Source organism: Streptacidiphilus sp. PB12-B1b, from assembly GCF_014084125.1.
In the GTDB taxonomy this organism is placed as follows: Bacteria; Actinomycetota; Actinomycetes; order Streptomycetales; family Streptomycetaceae; genus Streptacidiphilus.
In genome coordinates this window covers 1,807,589-1,833,245 of sequence record NZ_CP048405.1, presented here as the reverse complement: position 1 = coordinate 1,833,245, position 25,657 = coordinate 1,807,589, and the positions used below count along the sequence as shown (strand labels likewise).

At 66.4% G+C, this 25,657-nt stretch carries 10 protein-coding genes; 8 read left to right on the top strand and 2 right to left on the bottom strand.

The annotated features are described in order from the left end of the window. The first annotated feature begins 135 nt into the window (after window positions 1-135). The gene (locus GXW83_RS08295) at window positions 136-4,689 is read left to right on the top strand and encodes a LamG domain-containing protein (protein ID WP_182442430.1); all 4,554 of its coding nucleotides are present in this window, start codon (window positions 136-138) and stop codon (window positions 4,687-4,689) included. 90 nt (window positions 4,690-4,779) lie between these two features. Next, on the top strand, window positions 4,780-5,310 hold the full coding sequence (locus GXW83_RS08290) for a hypothetical protein (RefSeq protein WP_182442428.1): 531 nt from the start codon (window positions 4,780-4,782) through the stop codon (window positions 5,308-5,310). Between the two features lie 717 nt (window positions 5,311-6,027). Here the strand turns inward: GXW83_RS08290 and GXW83_RS08285 are convergent. Both GXW83_RS08285 and GXW83_RS08280 read right to left on the bottom strand, forming a co-directional pair. Beyond that, entirely contained in the window at window positions 6,028-7,281 is a 1,254-nt protein-coding gene (locus GXW83_RS08285; RefSeq protein WP_182442426.1) for a site-specific integrase, read from the bottom strand. Window positions 7,282-7,441: 160 nt separating this feature from the next. Next, complete coding sequence (locus tag GXW83_RS08280) at window positions 7,442-7,726, bottom strand: helix-turn-helix domain-containing protein (protein ID WP_182442424.1); 285 nt, start codon at window positions 7,724-7,726, stop codon at window positions 7,442-7,444. Between the two features lie 543 nt (window positions 7,727-8,269). Here GXW83_RS08280 and GXW83_RS08275 point away from each other — a divergent pair. From GXW83_RS08275 to GXW83_RS08250, 6 genes are all read left to right on the top strand, one after another. Continuing rightward, complete coding sequence (locus tag GXW83_RS08275) at window positions 8,270-10,378, top strand: AIPR family protein (protein WP_182442422.1); 2,109 nt, start codon at window positions 8,270-8,272, stop codon at window positions 10,376-10,378. Between the two features lie 121 nt (window positions 10,379-10,499). Then, window positions 10,500-12,677: an N-6 DNA methylase gene (locus tag GXW83_RS08270; RefSeq protein ID WP_182442420.1), complete on the top strand. Its 2,178-nt coding sequence runs from the start codon at window positions 10,500-10,502 to the stop codon at window positions 12,675-12,677. After that, complete coding sequence (locus GXW83_RS08265; RefSeq protein ID WP_182442417.1) at window positions 12,674-14,098, top strand: restriction endonuclease subunit S; 1,425 nt, start codon at window positions 12,674-12,676, stop codon at window positions 14,096-14,098. Before GXW83_RS08270 ends, GXW83_RS08265 begins: the two co-directional genes overlap by 4 nt. Beyond that, complete coding sequence (locus GXW83_RS08260) at window positions 14,098-18,402, top strand: serine/threonine protein kinase (RefSeq protein ID WP_182442415.1); 4,305 nt, start codon at window positions 14,098-14,100, stop codon at window positions 18,400-18,402. The genes GXW83_RS08265 and GXW83_RS08260 overlap by 1 nt, the downstream gene beginning before the upstream one ends. A gap of 62 nt (window positions 18,403-18,464) precedes the next feature. Further along, complete coding sequence (locus tag GXW83_RS08255; protein ID WP_225446839.1) at window positions 18,465-20,054, top strand: hypothetical protein; 1,590 nt, start codon at window positions 18,465-18,467, stop codon at window positions 20,052-20,054. Then, window positions 20,051-25,657, top strand: a complete 5,607-nt coding sequence (locus GXW83_RS08250) for an ATP-binding protein (protein WP_182442413.1) — start codon at window positions 20,051-20,053, stop codon at window positions 25,655-25,657. The genes GXW83_RS08255 and GXW83_RS08250 overlap by 4 nt, the downstream gene beginning before the upstream one ends.

The window sequence follows — 25,657 nt, the reverse complement described above, 5'->3', positions numbered from 1 at the left end:
ATCCTGGTCGGCAGCATGGCCCTGCCCGCCGCCGCCGACACCGGAGAACCAGTCCTTCCCAGCGGTCCGATCGGGGCTCCACCTGTCAGCAGCGACCCCACCGAACAAGCCAGGCTCCAAGCGGTGTCAACCGGCGTGAGTGTCCCGATCCCCTCGCTGACCACCGCTGCCCAGACGACGACCGCCAACCCGGACGGCTCACTGACGACTCACACCGACACGATGCCTGCCCGTGTGCAGCGCAACGGCGTGTGGGTCCCCCTCGACGCCACGTTGAGCGTCGTCGGCGGCAGCGTGACTCCGGCAGCGACCACTGACGCGATCACACTTTCGAACGGCGGTTCCGGTCCGCTGGCCACCCTCACCGACCCGGCCGGGAACACGCTGGCCATGACGTTTCCGTTCGACCTCCCCGTCCCCAGCCTGGACGGGGACACCGCCCTGTACAGCTCGGTGCTGCCAGGCGTCGACCTCCAGGTCACGGTGGACGACCAGGGCGGCCTCAGCGACGTCCTGATCGTGCACTCGGCTCAGGCGGCGGCCAATCCAGATCTGGCTTCGCTGGCCATCGACACCACCACGCAGGGGCTGACCGTGCACCAGGGCGCCTCGGGGCTCACCGTGACGGCGGCCGACGGCAGCGTCTCCTACTCGGGCCCCATGCCGGTCATGTGGGACTCCACGACTCCCGCCACAACCTCGGCTGCGGACACGAAGAGCACAGCCCGGACCACCGCGAAGACTGCTCTCGTCGGGCGGTCGATGGCAGCGCGTACCGCGGACGACACTGACGGCACCACAGCGGCGGACTCCAGCGCGCAGGCCCCTGGTATCGCGGCCCAGATTGCACCGATCGCGGTATCGACCTCCAGCGGAGCAGTAACGCTGACGCCAAGTCAGAGCATGCTCACCTCGCCCACCACCCAGTGGCCGGTGTTCGTCGACCCGTCACTCGACCCGGTGACGACCACCGGCTACAAGTTCGACCAGATCTACTCGACCGGCCCGTGCAGCAGCGCTCCACAAACCGGTGTCCAGCAGGTGTACGGCGGCGAAGGCGTCGGCTACCAGCACTATCAGAGCACCTGCGGCACCACGCTTGAGCGGTCCTTCTACGAGATCAACACCTCGACCATCACCAGCGCGATGAAGGTCAGCTCTGCGATGCTGAACTTCCCCGAGACAGCTGCCTCGGCCTGCAAGAACACCACCGACATCCACCTGGTCACCACCGGATCCATCGACAACAACACCACTTGGGCGAACGCGCCCTCTCCCGTGGCCGGCTACCCGAACATCAAGCAGGCCGTCACCAGCGGCTCCGGTTCGAACTGCGGCGGAGGCAACCTCGCCATCCAGGTAGCGGACGCAGTGAACAAGTTCGCCGGAATCGTCTCCGACTGGACCCTGGAGCTGTACAACGACGACGAGACCCAGAGCGACAGCGACAACGACTTCATGCGTTTCAGCTCCGCCCCCACCATGGACGTCACGTTCGACGAGACCCCGAGCGTCTACGGTGCCCCGACCACCGACCCCAGCACTGGCGACACCTGCAACAACGCATCCACCGGCTGGATCGGCGCCACATCCCTGAGCGGCCATGGAAACACCGTCGACCTGCAGGCCGCGGTCACGACCCCGCTCAGCGGGGTGTCGGTCCACGCCGACTTCACCATCTGGGACAACAACACCGCGAACTCAAGCGGCGACGCCACCACCGAGAGCAACCCGGCGACCAAGCCCGCGGAGTCCAGCACCTCCCCGGTCTCGGCACCGATCGGGTTCACCCTCCAGGACGGCCACAACTACGGCTGGGCCGCAAAGGCCGACGACGGAACCCTGGTTTCGGACTGGATCTCGGAATGCCACTTCGAGGTCGACACGACCCCGCCGACCATACCCGCCATCACCGTCGACCCCGACTTCCCGCCCCTGGGCAGCCCCTCTCCCAACCCACTGGTCTACGCCGGCCCGACGACCAGCACGAGCTTCACCGTCACCGCCAGCGACCCCGAGCCCACCACCACCTGTGACCGGCTCACCTGCGACTCCAGCGGCATCGACCACTTCATCTACGCACTGGACTCCATCCCGGTGCCGGGCTCGTCGACCAGCAGCACCGGCACGCTGACGGCGGGCACGAAGAACGCCGATGGAAGCGTCAACACCAGCACCACCCTTACTGGCATAAAGATCGCCAACTGGGGCACGCACACCCTCTACGTCAAGGCCGTGGACAAGGCCGGCAACGCCTCCCAGGACGCTGCCAGCTACACCTTCTACGCCCCGTGGAACCCCGCCATGAAGGTCGCGCCGGGCGACCTCGACGGTGACGGCGTCCCCGACCTTCTGGGCACCACCAACACCGGTGATCTGGTTCTGATCCCAGGCGACAGCAACCCGTCTTCGAGTGCCGCCATCCTGTCCACCCCAGCGCAGAGCCCGGACGGAACCGCCTGGACCAACTACCAAGTCGCCCATCGGGGCAGTCTCACCGGCAACACCTGGGACGACCTGTTCGCCCTGCGCACCGGCTCCGCCAAGAGCCTGTACATCTACAAGAACGACCTCGACCCGGGAACCGGCGGAACGGGCACCGTCGGATTCACCAACCCCAAGAACGTCATCAAGGTGACCAGCAAGCCCGCCTGCCAGCCGGCCAGCGCCACTTGGTGCACTGGATACGACTCCACGGATTGGAACAGCACCCAGCAGATCGCCGCACCCGGCGACATCTACGGCAGCGGCTACGGAGACCTGATCACCGTCGAGGGTAGCCCAGGCAACGAACAACTCTGGCTCTACGAAGGCACTCCCGGAGGAGGCCTGACCAACCCCTACCTGCTCGGCACCGGCGACTGGACGAACACCACACTCATCACGCCCGGTACCGTCGGCACCACCCCCACTCTGTGGGCGCGCAACAATGCCACTGGGCAGCTCTACAGCTACCCGCTGACCCTGAACACCAGCAGCTTCCAACTCCCAGTGCTGACAGCCCCAGGAAGCAGCGCTGTTGCCGGAAGCAGCACGGAGGCCGGCACGCCCTTCGGCCCCAGCCTGCCCACCTCGACCTATCCGACCGTCGCCTCCCCAGGTGACGTCAACAGCCCGGGAGGCACCGCTGACGGCGCACCGGACCTCTATGTCACCAACGCCAATGGACAGCTGAGCGAATACACCGGCCTCCCCACCCCTGCCACCAGCACGGCCAACCAGGGGCCGGCCATCAACCTGGCCAATCACTGGTGGAACCTCAGCGACGGCGGCACGAACTCCACCCCGGTCGCCACCGCCGACAACGGCACCACTCTCACCACCGCGGCCAACCGGCCGCTGGCTCTCAGCAGCGCAGGCGCCAGCATCACCTCCGACCCGACCATCGCCTCGGCGGACACCGACCAGACGCAGATTGACACCGGCAACAAGGTCCTGACTTTCGACAGCAGTGGCACCGGATACGCGACCACCACCACAGCGGCGGTGAACACCGCCAACAGCTACACCGTTTCCGCCTGGATCAACCTGGCCACCGCCAACGGCGCCGACCAATGGGCAGTCGGCCAGGGCGACGCCAACCAACAGGCATTCCGCCTCGGATACAACGGGGCCACCAAGTCATGGGCGTTCGAGACCTCGACCAGCGACTCCACTACCCCTGCCTACGCCGGGGCGATCGCCACGACCGCAGCCAACGCCGGCGCCTGGACCCACCTCGTCGGTACCTACAACGCCGGCACCGGAACGGTTGCCCTCTACGTCAACGGACAGCTGGCGGGAAGCACGACCAACACCACCCCCCAATACGACGCGAGCGGCGGCCTGACGGTCGGCGCGCTCATGCCCGCAGGCAGCACCAGCCTGTCCGGACAGTTGACCGGCTCGGTTGCGGACATCCGCACCTACCCGACCTCGACCGGCGCCGGCGGTGGGCTGAGCGCCAATGCCACGCCACTGGGCAGCATCAACAACAACGCCACCCACTGGTGGGAGCTCAACGACAACAGCAGCACACTCACCGACAACGGCCACAACCCGATTACTGCCACGCTGACCAGCGGCGGTGCCACCTGGACCACTGACACCACCCTGACCAGCGCCAACCGCGCCCTGCTTGCCGCCAATCCCGGTAGCACCGTGCTGTCCCTTGACGGCACCACTGGCTACGCGGCCACCCCGGCGGGAGCTCCGGCCGTGAACACCACTGGAAGCTACAGCGTCTCCGCCTGGGTCAAACTCAACAACACCTCCACCTACCACACCGTCCTCTGCCAGCGCGACACGACCGGCGCCCGCTGCGCCTTCTACCTGCAGTACTCAACCGCCCTCGACGGCTGGACCTTTGTCGCACCCAGCAGCGATGACGCCACCCCCACCACCTACTACAGCGCGGGCCTCCACCAGCACGTCGCCGTCGGGGCCTGGACCCACCTGGTCGCCGTCTTCGACGCGAGCAACGGCGACATGAGCCTCTACGTGAACGGCCACCTGGCCGGCACCGGCAACAACCCCCACCCCTGGAGCGCCACCGGGCCCTTCCTCATCGGCGCGGCCGACAACGCCGGAACGGGTACAGAAGCAGCGTTCCCCGGCCAGATCAGCGACGTCCACGTCTACAGCGCCGCCCTCTCCCCCGCCGACGCAGCCGCACCAGGAGACGCCCCCGTCCTGACCCAACTCGACTGACCACCCTCAAACCCGCGGTGCCCGGGCCCCGTCCAAGGGCCCGGGCACCCATCCTGGCTCCTGATGCCTTCTCGAATATTCGATTTACACATGACCACAGGAGAGTTCATGCGCAAGTCCCTACTGACTGCCGGGGTCGCGTTCCTGCTCGTCGGATGCGGCAGCAGTGCGGTCACCGGCCATGCATCGGCCGGGCGGCCCCAGACCTCATCATCCTCGCCCCTGACAGTGACCACAGCGGCCAACCAGTTCCGCGACCTGTTCGCCGCCGCGGCCCGATCCGCCCCGAAGGGCTTCGACGCGCAGGCCGCAATCGAACGTCAACCCGCTCCCTGCCCCGCCGGTACGTCCATGGCGGACGTCACCATGACCCTCACCCCCTCTCGTACAGGGTGGACTGACCCCCGAGGCGCTGCGGAGGTCTTCCTCACGAGCCACGGATGGACCGTCGGCTCGTGGGGTCCGGTCGCGACCCCCCTTGTCAAGGCAGTACGCACCTGGGCAACGGAGGACGGCCGCACCGTCGACTTGTACTACGGGTCACTCACCGGGGTGCTGACGCTCGACGCACTCACCTCCTGCCTGCCAGGGACTCCAGCGCCGAATACCCCCATCCAGTAGTACTGCGGCCGACTGGTCGCAAGGCCGACGATATCCGTATCCCTCCGACGCCTTCGAGGTCGGCCATTCCTCAGTATTGGTCAATCGACACGGCAGCATGGAGGCGTGACGCAGCAGGGCATGCACTCGGCACGAGTGATGACGTGTTCACTTCCGGGCCTGGGCACTTCCTGTCGCCGACATTGGCTCGGGCGCGGTCGGGGCAAAGGGTGCTGCCCTTGTCGTGCCCGGGCCAGGGCATCCGCCGCCGGGACATGGTCACCGGCCGAGTGCTCTGGTGTTCCGATGGGCCACGGGCTGTCCATGCGCTCGCGGCCGCCTCACCGGCGGGCGGCCACCCGGCGGTGGCCGTGGCCACGGAGGAAGGCGTAATGCGGCTCGACGCACTGACCGGCAAGGAGCTCGACGGGTACGATGTGGCCGCTGATGACACCATCTGGGACGTGGCCACCGGGCTCACGCCGAACGGTCGCGCGCTTGTCGCCGGAGCCGGCCAAGGAGCGCAGGTACCGGCGTCCAGGTTGAGACGTCGTGCACTGCGGTGCCGAAGGGATTGTCGCGGGTCAGCGGCGCGATCCGAACTCCCAGGGGATACAGGCGGCGGACGAGTCGGCCTGTACGCCGGGTACAGACCGGATGGGTGATGATCATGCTCTGACCTGCGCCTTTGGACTTATTTTCGGCGATGACAGGCCCTCGGGGACTTCTCGGGGACTTTCAGGCCGCGCGGGCGAACCAGGCTTCGATGGCGGTCAGTCCCCGCGCTCCGGCCTGCGGCATGAAGTGAGTATAGGTGCGCAGCGTGAAGGCCGGGTCGGAGTGCCCGAGCCAGTTCGCCAGCGAGACGATGGACTCGCCGGCCTCCAGCATCACCGACGCGTAGGTGTGCCTCAGGACATGGAAGCCGTGTTCGCGGCTCGGCTCCCAGACGCGGGCGGCCTTCGCTCCTGGCTCCGGCTTGGCCAGCGGCGGAATCACTCCGGCCTGGGCCAGGGCCGGCTTCCAGGACTTGGTGTTCCAGGTGGTGCGGTTGATCGCGCCGAGCCGGGTCGTGGCGACCAGCAGCGGCACCGTGACGGTGCGCCGCTTCTCACGCGGAAGGTCGGGCTCTTCCGGATCGAGCCAGGGGAGAGTGACGAGTACCGGCTTGAACCGGTCCTGATGAGTCAGCAGCCGCTCGGCCAGTGCGGCCGTCAGCGGGACGTCCCGCTCCTTGCCGCCCTTCGGCGGCCCAAAGTACAGCTGGGAGCGGTGGCGGAGGATCTGCCGCTCGATGTGGATCGAGTCGCCCCGGACGTCGTCCGGGCTGAAGGCGAACGCCTCCCCCTGGCGCAGACCGCAGCCGATGCCGAGGTCGAGCGCGATCCGATAGCGCTCTGGAAGCTCTCGGCGCACCGCGTCGACCCGGGGCAGGTCCCAGGATCGCGCCTTCCGCTCTGGGCGCTTGGGTGGCTTGATGCTGCTGTTGCCCTTGCAGGGGTTGCGGAACAGGCGCTTGTCCTCGACTGCCGCCTGAAGGATCGCCTTGAGGTAGATCCACGCAACGTGCGCCGTCCCAGCGCCGACCCCGCGCTGCACGTCAGCGGACCACTTACGCAGCTCGGCGGTACCGATGTCGCGGAGCGAGATATGGCCGAGGTGCGGCAGCAGGTGCCCCCAGATGCGGTAGTGCATGCTCTCCAGCGTCTGCGCGGGATGGACCTGAGCCGGCCACCAGTGCTGCTCGACGTACTCCCGGAAGGTGATCTCCCCGTCGCGGACATCGACGAACTCCCCCCGACGAGAGTCCGTCTGGGCTTCCGCCAGCCACAACTTGGCGTCCGCGATCGTGTCGAACGACCGGTCCTGAACACCGGGTATCCCCTTCACCCGGTAGCGGGTCCGCTTACCCCAGGGCTCGGTGCGGTCGCGCTTCCCCGCCTCCTTGTTCGGCCGCTTCTTCAGCCACCGGTCTTCTATGTATCCCGCCATCTAGGGTCTCCTTGCTGTGGTGCAGGCGTGCGGCAGGGCGCTGTAGCGCGCGATGCTCAGCACACAGACGACTTCGTTCCGCAAGAAATTCCGCATACCGCGGAAAATCTCGGCTCGGATTCGACGGTGCAGAGCAGGTGCTTCACCGCTTCGGGCGAGCTCAGCGGCTCGCGCGTCGTGCAAGGTGCTGTGGCGCCATGGCGAGGGGGCTCAGCGCGGGGTTCGAACGTGAATCTGCTGCCTGCTGCTCCGTCAGCCACGCGTCGAGCAAGTCGCGGCGGTACATCACGCGACCGCCGGGACCCATTCGAAAGCTGGGCGGGCCTTGCCGCCGATGACGCCAGACATACAAGGTGTTCACCGAGATGCCCAGATACGTCGCAGCGTCCGCAACCGTAAGGAAGGCCGACTCGACGACGGGACGCTTGTTTCGCTGCTGGACCACTGCCGACCTCCGGAATCAACCATCACAACACCGGACCCGATCGGGACGGTGACTCGCTGGGTACACGGCGACGGACGAGACGCTGTGTCGGGCGAGTGGAATCAGGATGCGGAAGATCGCCGATTTGGAACGGCCGGAATGCAGTGATAGAGGGAACTTGCGGCCACCGCGGACAGACGCGAGCTTCGAGTATCAGGTGAAGATCCCCCGGCGCCAAATTTCTATGCTGCGGGGGCGAAGACGGGGCTGCAATGTGGTCCGCGTCCCGAGCGGGGCTGGGCACCGAGGCGCCTGCGGAGCCGGGTGCGGTCGTACTGATCTCTGTCGCCCGTGATGCCGTCAGCCAAGCCTGGAGGACGGCGCCGGCGCGAGGAAGCACGGCGCGCAGAGGAAGACTGGCCATCCTCCTCTGACGTGGGAGCCGGTGACATGAGCGATCCGCGAAGGCCGCTGCCAAGGACTACCAGTCAGTCTCCTTATGCAGCAGGGTACTTAGACGGCTACAGTGTCAACCTTCCACGCGAAGTTCGACAGGAGTGGCGCATGAGCAGTCTGCATGTCGGGTACGTCCGCAAGGCGATTGTGGACCGCTTCACGGACCTCATCGACATGTCGGACCAAGCACGTCTGCCCGACGCGCAGCGCCATCAGGCGTTCCTGAGTCGCGGCCTGGCCGCACTCGCCGTGCAGATCGAGCGCCCGTGCAGCGACCGCGCTGCCGCCGTCAGCGTGTTCGACGGCCAGGACGACCGCGGCCTTGACTCCGTCGCCGTGGAACTGCGGTCGTCGCAGCCGCGGATCTGCCTGACCCAAGCCAAGTGGAGCGACAAGGGCAACGGAGCGTTCGGCGAAACCGAGGTCCACAAGATGGTCCATGGGCTGAGCCTGCTGCTGGACCGCCAGTACACCAAGTTCAACAGTCGGTTCCAGCCGTTCGTCCCCCAAGTCGAGCAAGCCTTCGACCTGGGCACTCCGAAGATCACCCTGGTGCTTGCGCTGATGCGCACCGCACCAATCAGCTCAGACGTCCGCGACCTGCTCCAGGCGAAGGTCGATGAGCTGAACCAGGTCGAGGACATGGTCGACTTCAAGGTCCTCGATCTTCGTGACTTCCACCGCGCCATCCTCGGGGACGCGGCTGCCCCGCGCATTGATGCCAAGGTCCAGCTGCAAGGCTTCCTGCAGGAGTCGACACCTTACAAGGCCCTGTACGGCACGATGACCGTTCCCGACCTTGCAGATCTTTACGGGGAGCACCGCCGGGGCCTGTTCGCCCGGAACATCCGCGACTCCCTCGATCTGACGGACGTCAACATCAAGATCAGGAATACGTTGCTCGAACAACCAGAGCACTTCTGGTACTTCAGCAACGGAATCACCATGCTCTGCGAAACAATCAAACCGGTCGGCCGGGCCATCCCCGGTACGGTGGGTAACTTTCAGCTCACCGGCGTGAGTGTGGTCAATGGCGCGCAAACCGTGAGCGCCCTGCACAGGGCATACACGACTGACCCGGACAGCGCACAGATCGGCAGAGTAATGGTGCGCCTGATCTCCTTGGAGGACTGTCCCCCCGGATTCGGCGACCAGGTCACCACAACTACCAACACGCAGAACCCCATCGAGGATCGCGACTTCAAGTCCCTCGACAAGGGCCAGGTGCAGCTGCGCGACGACTTCGCCCTGCTGCTGCACCTCACGTACGTCATGAAGCGCGGCGAAGCCGCACCGCAGCCGGAACACGGGTGCACCATGACGGAAGCGGCGGAGGCTCTTGCGGCGACCAGCCCCAATGCCCAGCTGGCAGCTCTGGCCAAGCGGGACCAGCATCTCAGCGGCCTGTGGGTGGACGGCGTCTACGACGAGATCTTCGGCTCCTCGCCGAATGTGTACCGAGTATGGCGCTGCGTTCAGCTCCTGCGGGCGGTTCGTGCCCACCTGCTCACCCTCCGAGACGGGCTGCTTTCCCGCGCCGAGGCGGCTGCTTCCCACGGAGACCTGCTGGTCACCCACATCGTCTTCCGTCTCTTGGACACGCGCGGCATCGAGGAGCCGACCTTCGACTGGAACGCCGAACTAGCAAAGGTGCCCGATCTGGTACGCGACAGCATCGCCTGGTCGCTGGAGGCGATCGACCGCGAATACGGCAAGACCAGCCACATCATCGCCGCCGTTCGGAACACCGAGCGCATCGAGCGGGTGGTCAAGGCAGTCCTGCGCGGCCTGGACTCCGACCGCCCCGCCCCTGTTCTTGGCGCGGAGTATCAGGTCTCCGAGGGCGACAGCCCGGCACGGCAGGTCAACGCCGTGACCACACTCATCGCCGCCGGCCGGATCCCAGAGGACACGGTCCTGGAGTACCGACCCTACAGCAAGCCCGAGCGTCGCGACATGACCGAATGGCTGGCTACGGACCCGCGCCGGTCGCAGGCCACCTGGAGCAACAAGCACCGCCGGACCCCCCTGAAGTGGCACGCCGACGACCAGTGGTACTCGCCGAGCGGCCTGGCGCGGAAAATGCGAGTCGAGGCCGGCGGCGTGGACACCGCGGCGCAGGGGACGACCCGCTGGTTCGTACCGGGCGAGGGATCACTGGATGATCTCGCGCTGGCAGTCCGGTTGGACGACGGCAACGAACCCTCGGAGAGCTGACCCTGGGCGCACCACCGTGGCCCTAGGATCGCAGGTGGCAGGCGAGGCAGCGCCTGCCAAGAGCTCCCTGCCGCCTGAGCGCCACTCGCACGATCGAGCACATGGAAGAAGTCGCACGTCGATGAAGGAACTGACCTTGGACCTGGACCTCCCGCAGCAGCCCGACAACGGCGACGATCCTGCGCCGGAGGACATCCAGCCCCAGATCACGGCCCTCGAGGAGGGCCAAGTCATCGACTACATCACCGGTGAGGCCATCAAGGAGACCCCCAAGGAGAAAGTCAGGCAGCGGATCGCTCGCGCGCTTGTGCACGAGCACGGCATCGACCCGCACGACATGGCCCGTGACTTCCCGGTCACAGTGAGCGAGGAAGGCGCAGCGCGCAAGCGGACGAAGAAGGCCGATATCGCCATCTTCGAGTCCGAAACCGCGCATGTCGTAGCAAATCTACGTCGGGTCGTGGTCTGCAAGCCCGAGCCCAAGCGCGGCAAGAACGTCGTCAAGGTACGCGAGCCGGCGCAGGCCGAGAAAGACTTGGCCGAGCTCCAGGAACTCATGGGTAACGAAGACCGCCCCGGCTGCTTGGACGGCATGTGGACGGACGGAGTCGACTTCTTCTTCCTCAAGAAGATCGTCGGAGACTTCGGCGCGACCTTCGAGGACCGCAGTGACTGGGAGATCGCCGAGGGAACCCCCGGCAGCCGGACCGTGGCCTCGCACCAGCGGCTGCGCCAGGCCGACCCGGAAATGCTGAAGACTGCCTTCCGTCGCTGCCACAACTACATCCACGGCAACGAGGGGATGCCGAAGGACGCCGCCTTCTGGCAGTTCCTCTACCTACTGTTCGCCAAGATGTACGACGAACGAGTCAGCCGAGGCAGCGCGTACGGTCGATTCCGCACCGGTCTGAAGGAGATGTTCGAGGAGGACGGGCGGGCCGCCATCAGCGCCCGCGTCAAGGAGCTCTTCGAGGACGTCAAGGTTGAGTACAACGGTGTGTTCAAGCCCACCGACGAGATCAACCTGTCGGACCGGGCGCTGGCCTTCATCGTCAGCGAGCTCGCACCCTACGACCTCTCAGGCACCGACGTGGACGCCAAGGGCATCGCTTATCAGGAGCTCGTCGGCACCAACCTGCGCGGCGACAGGGGCCAGTACTTCACCCCGCGCGGCGCGGTGAACCTGATGGTGGAGATCCTCGACCCCAAGCAGGACGAGACCGTACTCGACCCGACCTGCGGCACCGGCGGCTTCCTCCAGGCAACGCTCAAGCACCTGCACCAGACCTGGAAGAAGGAAGCAGGTACCGTCGGCTTCCCCGACACTACCGAAGAGCGGGAGCGGTACGGCGACTGGCTCCGGAAGTACGCAGAGGACCACCTGATGGGCGCGGACTTTGACCCGTTCCTGGTCCGTGCAACGACCATGGCCATCATGACGCTCGCTCAGACCACTGGAAACGTCTTTCACATGGACTCCCTCGCCTTCCCGCGAGGGCATCTCTCGGGTGTGAAACTGGCGGAGAAGAAGATCCAGCTTGGCAAGACCGTAGACGTCCTGCTGACCAACCCCCCATTCGGCGCCGACATCCCCGTCAGCGACGAGTCAGTACTCGGCTCATTCCGCGACGGCATCGCCAAGTCGTGGGGAAGGAACAAGGAGACCGGCGAGGTCGAGGCAAGCACGACCAGCACGCCAGCGAGCATGGCACCCGAGCAACTGTTCATTCAGCGCGCAATTGAGTGGGTAAAGCCGGGCGGCCGGATCGGCATTGTCCTGCCCAACGGAATCCTGTCCAACCCGGGTCCGACAGACGAGGCGATCCGCCGATACATCCTGGAGCACTGCTGGGTCCTGGCAAGCATCGAGCTTCCCGTGGAGACCTTCATCGTCGACGCGAATGTCAATATCCTCACTACGCTCCTTTTCCTGAAGCGGAAGACGGATCAGGAAGTGCGCAATCAGCGCATCTACCAGGACGAGCACCAACTGCCGGGCGAGTACAAGTGGCTGGAGAAGCCGTACCCAGTGTTCATGGCAGTCGCCGAGAAGGTCGGCTTCGACCGGCGGGGCAATGAGCTGTACAAGCGCACGCCTGAGGGAGAGATCGTCGTCGAGACGACGGTCGAGATGGAACGCCTCCGTATCCGAGGTAAGGAGGTGACTCGGCCGCTGACGCGCAGCCAGCCGGTCATCGACAACGACCTGCCAGTAATCGCGGAGATGTACCGCGAGTTCCGGGCCAAGTACCCAGTGCCGGGCTTCGACCCTCGTAAGGGTACGGAGGCGGGCGCGTGAAGTTCGCCAGTTTGGCCAATCCGGTGATGTCGGACTGGTTCGCCGACCAGGGGCTCCGACTGGATGCCGCGCCATACATCGGAGGCTCGCTCGAGTCGAAGAACATGCTGGCGAGACTGCCGGATACAGTGCCGCTCGCGAGCCTGACCACGGGACACAATGGAGGGATCTTCAACGGACCGATCTTCCGACGGGTCTACTTGACCGACCCTGAGCACAGCGTTCCATTCCTTGGCACCAAGGACATGATGGCGGCCGACCTCACAGGGTTGCCTCGGTTGCGGAAGTCCGACGCGGAATCGGCGTCGCTGTCCTATCTTCAACTCAAGCCCGGTATGACGCTGATCTCATGCTCCGGATTCAACGCCGGGAGGCGGTCATATGTGCGCCCGGACATGGAAGGCTACTGGTCTTCGCAGGACACGCTCAAGGTCGAGCCAAATCCAGAGAAAATCCAGTCCGGCTATCTGTACGCTTTCCTGCTCAGCAAGTTCGGCGAGTCGCTTGTACGGGGCTCGGTGTACGGGTCGGCGGTGAAGCACATCGAACCGCACCACATCGCGGGGCTTCCAGTGCCACGCTTCGAGGCCGAGTTCGAGACGCGGGTCCACGATCTCGTGGAGGAAGCCGCGCGGCTGCGAGCGAAATTTCAAGCGAAGGTCGTTGCTGCGACGGCGGATCTATTCAGGAGCGTCGGGCTGCCGGAGATCAACAACTACCGTTGGCACGAGCAGGAGCGGGACCTCGGGTTCGAGGTATCTGGCCTTGGGACGAGTTCACTACGGGCGCTGAACTTCGCTCCGCGGGCGCGCAAATTGGCTGGGGACCTGGCTTCCGTCCCTCATGCCCAGCTCGGGCAGATCTGCGCTCGCGGTCAACTTGGATCCGGAGTGCGCTTCAGGCGCGTTGATAGTGACCCGGACCACGGTGTGCAATTGATCGGGCAGCGACAGGGCTTTTGGATGCGTCCCGAGGGGCGGTGGATTAGCGCTACTCATGCCCCTTCCGGGATCTTCGCGGAAAATGAGACAGTCATGATTGCATCCCAGGGGACGCTCGGTGAAAACGAAGTCTTCTGCCAACCGATTTTCGTAACAGGCAGCTGGCTGAACCACGCCTATACTCAGCACTTCCTCCGCGTTGTCAGCGGCGACCCCGAGATCCCGGGCGCCTACCTTTTCGCTTTCTTCCGCTCCGAGGTGGCTTTCCGTCTCCTCCGTTCGATGAGCGCAGGTGGCAAGCAGCAAGACATCCACGAGGTCCTGCGCGCCGAGATCCCCATCCCCCTCGCGCCCCACGCCGACCGCGCGCGCATCGCCGCCACCGTCCGTTCCGCCTACCGCTGCCGCGACCGCGCCGACGTCCTGGAGGACAAGGCACTCGCGCTGCTCACCGCCGCAATCGAGGAGGCCACCGGCTGATGGGTGCCCGGATCGTTGCTGTTGGGGAGGCTGTCAACGACGCCGAACGGAGGGTGATCGCGCATCTGCGCGATCACGCCCCCGACGACTGGACGGTCCTGCACTCTGTCGAAATCCCGCACCACCGCTCCGAGTTGTTCGAGGTCGACCTCGTCGTGGTCACCGGGCACGCCGTGTACGTCATCGACGTCAAGGGCACCCGTGGCCAGATCGAGGTCAGCGGCAACAGGTGGCTTCCCTCTCACCGGGCGCCGTTCCGCTCGCCGCTGCCGAAGCTGCGCGGCCACGCCAAGCAGCTCAAGACGATCCTGGAGACGACTCACCATCCTCTCTCCCGCGTCTACACCGACGCGCTCGTGGTCCTGCCGGCGCCGGATGCCGTGCTGGTCGACCGAACGCCGCGTCAGCTGGACGCCCGCGACACGGTCACGCTTCCGGACCTGATCGGGCGGCTCGCCGATGTCAACCGCGTACCCACTGCGACCCACCGCTTCGACACAGACATTTCGACACACCACGAGCTGATCGTCCGCACCGTCCAGGGTTCTTCACGCCCGCCCTCCGGCCCGCTACGGTTCGGCAGCTGGGAGGTGATCGAGCGGCTCAGTGAGACAGGGCCGGACGAGGGCGAGGACATCCACAGCGAGTACCGTGCGCGCAACGCCCTCGCTGTACAGGGTTCCGGTACAGTCCGGCTCTCAGTTCGCAAGGCCGACCCGTACGCCCCGGAGGCCGAGCGACTGCTGCAGCAGAAGCGGATCGGCATCGCTTACGAGGCCCTCGGCAAGCTGCCCTCGCACCCCAACATCGTCGCCGCCCGTGACTTCTTCGCGGACGAGGACAAAGACGTCTTCGTCACCGTCTACGAGGACGTCCCTGGTCACGCACTGGCCCTGCATCTGTCTGGGGGTGCCGACCCGCTGACCGCCGACGCCAAACTGCGGACGCTCCGTCATATCCTGATGGGGCTCGCCCATGCCCACAGCCGTCGCATCGCGCACAGGGAGCTGAACCCGTCGACGGTCCTGATCGCGCAGGACGGTCGGGCAATGCTGACCGGATTCGAGTACGCCAAGACCGCACAGAGCCGTACTCATACGGTGATGCAGGAGGCACATCAGGTTGCCGACCGGGCGTACTTGGCGCCGGAATGCCACGCGAACCCCTCGGCCATGGGCATGCAGACGGACGTCTACGCCGTCGGCGTGATCGGCTATCAGCTGCTCACCGGCGAGCTGCCCTTCAGCTCCGCCACCGAGCAGGCCGGCGCTGCCGGGCGACTGCCTGCGGGCGGCCTCGAAGCGGCCGGTGTGCGGGTCGAACTCGCGCACTGGCTGCAGCGGCTGTGTGCCCCCGATCCGGCCGAACGGCCGTCCGCGCTGGAGGCGCTCCGGCGTCTCGACCTCGTCCTGGGCGCGCGCAACGCCCCGCCCAGGCGTATCGGCTCCTCCTCCACCGCATCCCGCCCGGCTCCGGCCGCGCAGGACGGCCCGCGTGGCCCGGAGTTCTTCAAGGACCTGCCCGCCGATTTCCAGCTCGGCACCAAGTACGTGATCCGGCACCGGCTTGGACGTCCCGGATCTTTCGGCGTGGCCTACCGGGTGTACGACACGATAAGGAGTGTCGACCGGGCTGTGAAGCTGGTGCTGCGGGACCGCGATTCGGTTCTGGAGCGCCTGCGCCGCGAGGCGGACGTCTTGCAGCGGCTGCAGCACACGCCGCACCGCAACGTGGTGTCGATGGTGGATGCCGACCGGCTGCTACCTCCGGATGAATACCCCTATCTGGTCTTCGAGTTCGTGGACGGCAAGGACGTCGGCGAGGTAATCCGCGGCAGCGGCCGGATGGGTCCGGCGGACGTGCTGCGCCTCGCCGTCGACACGGCACGCGGGCTGCGTCACATCCACGAACTCGGTGTGTGGCATTGCGATATCAAGCCGAGCAATCTGTTGTGGACCGACGACGGCGTCAAGCTGATCGACTTCGGTATCGCCAAGAGCTCGGACTCCTCCGAGGGCCACACTTACACCAGCCCCCGCTACTGCCCGCCCGATCTGGACCAGGTCCCCGCCGACGGCACCGGTTACACCGACCGCGACCTGTTCGGGCTTGGCGTGACCCTGTACGAAGCACTGACCGGCGGTCAGTATCCATGGGAGGGTGTGGGCCAGCCCCCACCCGGCGTACGACCCGTCGATCCGCGCATCGCTTTCAGCGGCTTCGGAGACCTCGCCCCAGGCTTTGCAGAGACCATGCTGCGGGCCATCTCCCCGTACCGGGCCGAGCGGTTCACCACCGCCGAGGAGTTGTTGCGGGCCCTGGAAGGGATCGAATCCGCCCGGGTGGTGCCCGTCGCACCGCCGCTGCCCGCGCGCACCGAGGTCCCGCCCGTACCGCCGTCCCGAATCCATCCGACGGCGCCTGAGCACGCCGATCCGAACAGCAACCCGTTCGTCTCCCACCTGCAGACCCTCTACAGCCAGAGCCGTCGCAGCAACCGGGGCACCCGCGGGCTCGACCCGCACGCCATGTCCGTCTACGTCGAGACAGCCCTGGACCGGGAGCTCGTACCGGCCCTGCGCGCGGCAGAGCACACTCTGGTCGTAGTCACCGGCAACGCGGGCGACGGCAAGACCGCCTTCCTGGAGAGCTTCGAGAACCAGGCCCGCGAGTTCGGTGCGGTGTTCGGCCCGCAGCGCCCCAACGGCAGTGACTTCACCCTTGACGGTCAACGCTTTCGGACCAACCATGACGGAAGTCAGGATGAGGGCGAGACCAGCGGCGACGAGATTCTGGAAGAGTTCTTCGCACCATTCGTCGGCGCGGACGACTCGGCGTGGCCAGTCGAAGGTGAAACCCGGCTGATCGCGATCAATGAGGGGCGTCTGGTCGATTTCCTGAGCCACCATCACGATCGCTTCCGGTACTTGGCCAAGCTCGTCAATCTCGGTCTCGTGGGCCAGGGAACCGGAAAGGCCGTCGCCGTAGTCAACCTGAATGCGCGCAACGTGGCCGCGCAGCCGGGCGGAGAGGCCGGGGAGTCGCTTCTGGAGCGCATGCTCGGCCGGATGACGCACGAGGGCTTCTGGGCGGACTGCGCTAGCTGCGACCTCGCCGCCACCTGCTACGCGCGGCACAACGCCCAGACCTTTCAGCATCCCGTCGCCGGCCCACAGGCCGTACGGCGGCTTCGGCGGATCTACGAGCTGACTCAGCTGCGCGGCAGACTGCACATCACTCTGCGCGACCTGCGCTCGGCACTCGCCTTCACGCTCACCTCGGGGCGTGACTGCGCAGAGATTCATCAGCTCTACGCGGCCGGCGAGACGCAGCAGATCCTGGACGGGTTCTACTTCTCCGCTCACTTGGGCGCCCCGCTTTCCAAAGATGGCGTGCCGCAGGAGCGAGACCGTCTGCTCTCCCTACTGCGCGAGGCCGACGTGGCCGAGGTGCCGCAGCCCCAGCTGGACCGACGGCTGGACTACGCCGGCCTGCTGGCGGCCGGAGCCCTGGTCACCGTCGACGGGCGAGGCGACTGCGACCGTGCCCTGCTCGAGCAGCAGTTCCAGGGGTTGGGACGGTCCGCAGCGTCCGGCGGGGGCAAGGTGTCGGCGCACCGCCGCTATCTGGACGCGGCACGCCGCCTGCTCTTCTTCGAGTTGCACGACGAGGAGCGCGCCGAGCGAATGCTGCCGTTCCCCTCGGTGCTGCGGTTCACGAAGCTGCTCGCCGACCACTCCGCAGTCGCCGCGGAACGTGACAACGTGCTGCGCGCCCTCAACCGGGGCGAGGGACTGGTCGCCCCCGAGCGGATCGGCGACGCCCTTGCACTGAAAGTACGTGAGGTACCCGGCGGCACCATCCGCAGTTTCCGGCGCTTCCCGTCCGAGGGATTCCGGCTCGAACCCGGTGCGGCTCCCACGTCCCGGTACATCGAGTCGGGACGCACTTCACTCAGGCTCAGTTACCAGGATTCGAACGGCGGCCGGGGCGGGGTGGCCGAACTGGACATCCGGCTGGACCTGTTCGAGTTGCTCCAGCGCTTCGAGCAGGGTTACCGGCCGTCTGTCGCTGATGTGCAGGGGCAGCAGCTGGCGCTGGCTGTGTTCAAGAACCGGCTGGCTGCCGTCCCCTATCAGGAAGTGCTCCTCAGCGCTCACGGGCACGACCTGCGTCGAATTCACCGTACCGTGGATTCGGTGCTGCACATGGAAGACCTGACTGCACCTCAGGTTATCGCAGAGGGCCCGCTCGCCATCGACGATGTCGATGCCGACACGGTGAAGGAGACGACAGGGCGCTGACCGGAGCCCTGGGCAGCTTCCACCACCCCAGCATCAGTCGGATCGACTACAAGGCGCTGGACATGGACCGCGTGCTCACCGCGCTGCTGGCCCGCTTGTGGCACGGGGGCTTCCCCAGCCGGGTATTCCGAAGCGGGACCTTGGACGTCGATACGTTCGTGAACCTCTTCCTGAAGAACGCCGAGGTCTTCGACGGGTTCGATCGGGAGACCACGACCCGCTGGACCGCCACCCACCTGCTGGACATGGTCAGCCGGGGCAGGGCCACCGAAGCGGTGGCGGGTCCCCGGCCCCTGCACGGCTTCACCTACCGCTTCCGCAACAGTCGGAAGTCACGCCCGTATGGGGCCGACGAGCAGCTGTACGAGATGCTCACTGCCGTACCTGGGACCCTGGACGAGCTGAAGCAGTTCTTCTTCTCCGACACCGACCGTGTCACCGGCACGATCACTGCGGGGCCGGACACCGACGTCGAGACGCAGGCCCTGCTGCACCTGGTGGAACTCGCCGGGACCGGAGTGCAGGACAAGCAGGACACCTCCAAGCCAAGGAGGGAACGCCCGCCGCTTTGCACAGAGCCGGCGCGACAGCTGTGCCGGGACGTAATGCGGTTGCTGTATCACCAAGAGCAGATGCCACGCACCGTTCTCGTGGACTACCTGAAGGTGCTCTTCGCCTTCCACCTCTCGCTTTACCACCTGCGCATGATGAAGCTGGTGCCGGCCGTCGTCGACGCCGGCTCCGCGCCACCCTCCTGCCGCAACGGGCACCGCGGGACCGGCTCCGCAGACCGCTGCCCCTACCAGGCACGGCTCTTCCTCGACGTCGAGGGAACACCGGGTACGCCAGCAGCCCGCCTGGCCGAACGCAGCGCCGACGTTTGGTACCGCCGGATCCCGCGCTTCGTCCAGGCGACCTACCAGGTCAAGAAGCTCGACGAATTCGCTGAGCACCTGGTGGCCAAGACCTCCAAGTTGAGCTATCCCAGCGGCCGGAAGTACTTCACCCCCGAGGAGAACCTGCGACTGCTCGGCAAGTCCTTCGCTAAGGAGCGCGATGCCTTCTTCCTGCAGCGGGTCACCCGGGTACGGGACGAGGAGCCTGAGCTCTCCGCCGAACTGAAGCAGATCACCCAGCTCGCTCTCCCTTCCTTCGACGAGTACATCGAGATGCTGATGCACTACAAGGGGCGCTACTACCAGAGCTACTTCGTGGAGTGCCTCGACTCAATGCTGCTCAAGCACCGACCCGGCGCCCTGCTCACACAGCCGCGAGGTGGCCGCAGCGACAACTCCGCCCGGCGCTTCGTCCTGGACGCGCGGCTCCTGGAGGTCCTTCTGCAGGTGTCGCTGCTCAGGGAGGCGGACGACGTCTCCGGTGATCTCCGCACCTCGCCGATGCGTGTGGACGAGTTCCTCGCCCTGCTGCGCGACCGGTACGGGCTCTACATCGACCAGCTCCCCGAGGGTGACGGCTTCTCGGGCGCGTACCTCGACGATCAGGCGGCACTGCGCGCCAACTCCGCGGCCTTCCTCAACCGACTTCGCGAGATCGGCTACTACCAGGATATGTCCGACGCATATCTGACCCAGACAATTACCCCCCGGTACGCCATCGGCACCGCCGCGCGAGCGGAGGCGACGGGCCGATGACCACGACCGGACTGGCCGAACCCACCGCCAAGGATCTACGCGAAGCCCTCGAAGGCGTCCTCGTGCCCCGGCTCGCCAAACTGGTGGGCGAGCGCGGGGCCGGGCACTGCATGCGCGTCATCGAGGTCGACGCAGAGCTGGCGGCCCAGCTGGTACGCAGACTGCGGAGCGCGCTCGGGCCCAACGCGACGGTCTGCCTCCTCGGCACGGCTGACAGCCTGAGCCCTGATCAGCCGCTGCACGACACCGTCGTCACCAGCACCAAGCTTGTAGAGCTCCGCAACCGTACGGAGGGCGAGGGCATCCTGCCAGGACCGCTACTCGTCTTCGTGCCGCCGGGAATGCGAGTAAGCGCAGAGGACTCGTTCTCCACCGCGACCTTCGAGGAGGTGTCGCTCGGCGATGCCTACGGGCAGCTGGCACGACACTTGCTGGACCAGGTACCGGAACGGCTACGCCAGGCCGTCGACGCGCTCCTGTCCACCTTGCGACAGCGCCACGGTCACCGTGCCAGCGACCGTGCGGTGGCAACCTATCTGCTGACACTCCAGATCAATGACTACCGCGAGCAGGTCGCAGGGGCCTCGGTTTTCCACTTCGGTCTGGTTCCCGACTTCGACCTGTTCACCGACCCCAGCCTCGTCGGGGAGCGCGTCGAACGAAACAGCGGACTGGTCCGCAAGCTCACTACATCCACCCGCTCGGAGCGCCAGCGCGTCCTGGATCTGGGTCTGGTCGACGCAGAGTTCGCCGCCCGACTGGCCGGATTCGCTTCCCGCTGCGGGCTGGACGACGCGAGCGTCTGGACGCGCCGCATCGTCGTCGACCGGGAGAACTGGAGCCTGTCGTTCGGCAATTGGCGCGTCGACGAGCGAAGGCGGGCCAGGGTCTCCATCGAGGTGGGCGAGCTCGGGCTACCGACCGCCGGCGACAGCGCCCAGGAGCTGCAGAACTACCCGGCTCTGCAGGCCATGGCTGGGCAGCCGTACCTGCTGGCCGGCGAACAGGGCGTGCGCGAGCTGACTGCCCGGTTCACTGTGCAGCCCGACCCTCGCAAGGTAGAGGGCCTGGACCGGTTCCGGGTGGAGATCGTCTCCGAGAACGGCGGCCCTATCGGGCGGATCGCCCATGTCGCCACTGGACGGGTGGCGAAGGCGGAGTACAAGGCGCCGTTGCGCCGCCTCAACAAGATCGACTGGGAGGAGGGCTGGCACTACGTACGCGTGACCCCTCTCGACACGTCCGGTGAAGCGCTCGACGTCACCCCAAGCGCCCACGACCTGCATGGCGGTGAGAGTGAGCGCTTCTACGTCATCCCCGACGCACAGAGCGAGGAGCCCCCTGAGCGGAGCGCTGGACGTTTTGACGGCGTCACCCAGGCGCTGCGCACACTGCAGTTCGAGGCGCTGGCCACCGGTGATGACCCTGCACGTATCGCTGTCGCCGACGTCCGCTGGAAGGCGAGCACCACACGCAGCGCCCAACAGATCCTCAACGTCCGGGTGCACACCGCCGGCAGCGCCGAGATCCGCCTCGCCCCGCTGCTGGTGCAGCTCCAACAGGATCTACTCGCGCGCCCTGGCGATACCCTGCTGAGGTACTTGGTGCTGAACTCCAACGGCACCGCCGCATTGCCCACTGGAGATGGCAACGACCTGGGCGGGAATCTGACCGGCCGGAGTGCCGAGGCGTACATCGAGTTCCTCGCCGCACGTCACACCTACTTCAGTGCAGTGCGTGGGCGTGGCGATATGAGTGCCGAGGTCGCTGATGTTGGGACCCTCTTGGTCAGCGAGGCTATCGACTTCGACTCCGTCCGTGAGGAATTGGTCTCCTACGCTGAGGCGTACGCCGAGCTCGTAGCGGCCCAATCCCTTGAGGTCGAGCGTGTTTCCGAAGACGGCCGCGGCCGGGCACTGGTCGCGCTGGCGCAGCTGCAGCAGATCGACTGCGTCGCAGTCACCTTGGCTGACGGCTTCGGTGAGCGGGACACCGTCCTACTTGTGTCACCCACTCACCCGCTACGTGCGCTCTGGCTGGCGACCTGGTCCGCCATGGGTCTGGAATGGGCTGAGCGGCTCGGTGACTCGGACAAGGCCCGGATCATCGCGGCGCGGGACTCGTTGCTCAACATGCTGTCCCCGCTCGGCTTCCCTTTCATGGTTCCACGCCAGGACGGTCGGCTCATGGCCGCGGCCGACAACCTCACCCCGTACTGGGGCGTCTACCTCCCCAGCGAGACTTCCGACCCCCGCAGCCTCCTCGGCCGTCTGGCCGACGCACTGCACCTCCCGTCCGCGAGCATGCGCACCGCGAATGGCACCGACGCCCTGTCCGGGGCCGCTTTGGCCGACCGCATCGAACGATACGTCCGTCTGCACCCGTACGTCCGCACCCTGGTTCTGAACGTGGTCAACGCGGGCCGCGGTGAGGTCGTGTCCGACGCGCTCCTCGAACTGCAACGTCGTCCCCTCACTCGCGACCTCGCCTACGACATCCGCCTGTGCGTCAGCGACCCCGAGGCACCCGAGGCCGGGGGCGCGCTGGACGAACTGCTCAATGCACAGCACCAGTTCACTTCCACAGAGGCAGAGGCGTTCCTGCACACCACCGGGAGCGGCCGGACTGCAAAACTCGTCCACTCTGTCCGCTCCACCGCGGAGTTCAGCCGCCGTCCCGCTGACTTCGACGCCCATCTGACCATCCTGATCGACGCTTTCGGCGGGGAGCAGCACAGCTCCGTCGCGCGCCATGACATCTCCAATGCCCCGGTGCACGGGTTGGTCCAGTCGACTACCGCCACCTATGAGGACAACGACCAACAGATCGTCTGGCGGACCATCCCTCAGCACGGCACCGCGCTGCCCACGGAGGACGGCGAGGACCTCGCCGCCCTGCTCGGCCAACTGCCCGGCCTGCTGGCCAGCGCGTCAGCCACCGTCGCCACCGCAGGCCAGGCCCCGCGTAACGTGCCGTGCACCATCCTGTCCCTCGACAATGCCGACCGGGCCCTGCTCTACCAGGCCCACCAATCCTGCGACTGGGTCGTGATCATCGACCGGACCCTCGGTCTGGAATATTTCGACCACGCCGGTGAGCACGGCAGACCTGAGTACGTTATCGACTACGCGCCCTCGCTCGGGGGCGGGCTCGGCCACCAGATCATGGTGAGCTCCAACTCGGTCGACGAGCTGCGCGCACTGCTCGGGCCCACCGCGCAACAGCACGGGCTCGACGTCGAAGTGCGCCACCTCAACACCTTTTTCGATCAGTTGCGGCTGCTCTCCGGAAACCTTGCTTTCAAACTGGCCTCCACCGCGTCCAACCAGCGCACCGAGGTACTCGGCCTCTCGCTCGCGCGTCTCTACCTTGACTACCAGGACGTCCTGCGCAACCAGGTCGTCGTCCCGCTCGATGCACATCCTGAGCTGTATGCCGAGGTCCGGCGGCAGACACGGGAGCTCGGCGACGCCCTGTCCTTCCAGCGCAGCGACCTGGCCCTGTTCCACATCGACGCCCGCGAGCGGACCATCACGTGCCGTCTCATCGAGGTCAAGTGCTACACCGCCCTCGATGATGTCGGGGCATACCAGCAGCTGAAGACGAAGGTCGTCCAACAGTTGGCGCGCAGTGAAAGCGTCCTCGCCGAGTCCTTCGATCCGGCATTCGCAGCCCCTGACCGCGTCGACCGACCGGTCAAGAACCTTGCTTTCTCCTCCATGCTCCGCTTCTACCTGGAGCGCGCCGCCCGCCACGGCACCATGGGCAGCTCACCTCGGACCACCGCCCACGCCCTGCTGGACAGCCTCGACGATGGGTACCAGCTTCGCTTCACCCGCACTGGGCTGATCTTCGACCTCGCCCGCAGCGGCACGGACCACGAGACCGAGGACGGGGTGGAATTCCACCGGATCGGCCGCGACCTGATCACCGAGCTGATCAACGCGATTCCCACCGTGCGCCCTACCGCCCCCGAGCTGGCCGATGTTCTCGCCGAGGAGCAGGACGAGGCCGGCACGGCGCCGGAAGGCGCGGCCACGGTGCCCACCCTGGGGCACCTGCAACTCACTGTTCCCAGGCTCGCCGATGCGGCCTTCCGTGCACCCGACACTGACGACGGGTCGACGGCAGACCGCAACATTGCTGATCCCAACACGAAGACAGCGGTGACAGGCTCCAGCGAGGCGGTGCCCGCGGCGGATGCTTCGCACGAGGCATCCGGGCGATCCGGCTTCCCCGAGCACCCCGACACCGCTGAAGTGTCTCCGGTGCCGCCTGCGTCCGACGCCTCCACCCACGCACCCACCGAGTTCGAGTCCCCGGACATGCGCTCGGCAGAGACCGCAGATGCACCTCCCACGCCCGTTGCTCAGGTGCCCCTCCCTGACCTGGCCCCAACTTCGGCCCCTGGAGTCTTCCTCGGAGTCACGCGTCCTTCCCCGCAGCACGGCGTGCTGGGCGAAGTAGCCGGGCAAAAGGTCGCACTCGACCTCAATGAGACCCACACCATCAGCCTGTTCGGCGTCCAGGGCGGTGGGAAGAGCTACACCCTGGGCAGTGTTATCGAGATGGCTTCACTGTCGGCTCCGCCGGTCAACGAGCTTCCGCACCCGCTCGCCACGGTCGTCTTCCACTACAGCCAGACCATGGACTACAGCCCTGAGTTCACCTCCATGGCCCAGGCCAATGACGACGACGCGCAACTGGCCGTCCTCCAGGAACGCTACGGTGCCGAACCCCAGGCTCTGACCGACGTCCTCCTGCTCGCGCCCGCCGATCAGGTCGCGGACCGTCGGCGGGAGTTCCCCGGCATCCAGGTCCAGCCCCTGGCCTTCTCCTCGGCCGAGCTCCAGGCATCCCACTGGCGCTTCCTCATGGGTGCAGTGGGCAACCAGTCCACCTACATCCGCCAGTTGACCCGCATCATGCGAGCCAATCGCAACGACTTGAGCCTCGATGCCATCCGGCGCGGTGTCGCCGACTCCGGCATGCCGGACCACGTCAAGCAGCTGGCCCAGGAGCGCCTCGACCTCGCCGGCGACTACATCGACGACACGGCTCGGCTGACCAGCCTCATCCGCCCGGGGCGCCTGATCATCGTCGACCTGCGCGACGAGTTCATCGAGAAGGACGAAGCGCTCGGCCTCTTCGTCGTCCTCATGCAGCTCTTCGCCGAAGCGCAGAGCGACGGAGAGCACTTCAACAAGCTCGTCGTCTTCGACGAGGCCCACAAGTACATCGACAGCCCTGACCTTGTCGCCGGCCTCGTGGAGAGTGTCCGCGAGATGCGGCACAAGGGGATGAGCATCCTAGTTGCCAGCCAGGATCCGCCCTCCGTCCCGATCTCCCTGATCGAGCTCTCCGACCACGTCATCCTGCACAAGTTCACCTCACCGGCCTGGCTCAAGCACCTACAGAAGGCGAACACCGCCTTCAGTAGCCTGCGCTCCGAGCAAATGTCCCAGCTGGAGCCCGGCGAGGCATACGTCTGGGCCAGCAAGTCCACCGACGCGGCCTTCACCCATGGCGCAGTTCGCATCAGGTGCCGCCCCCGGGTGACGAAGCACGGAGGGGCCACGAGAACGGCCTCCGGAGGCAGCTGA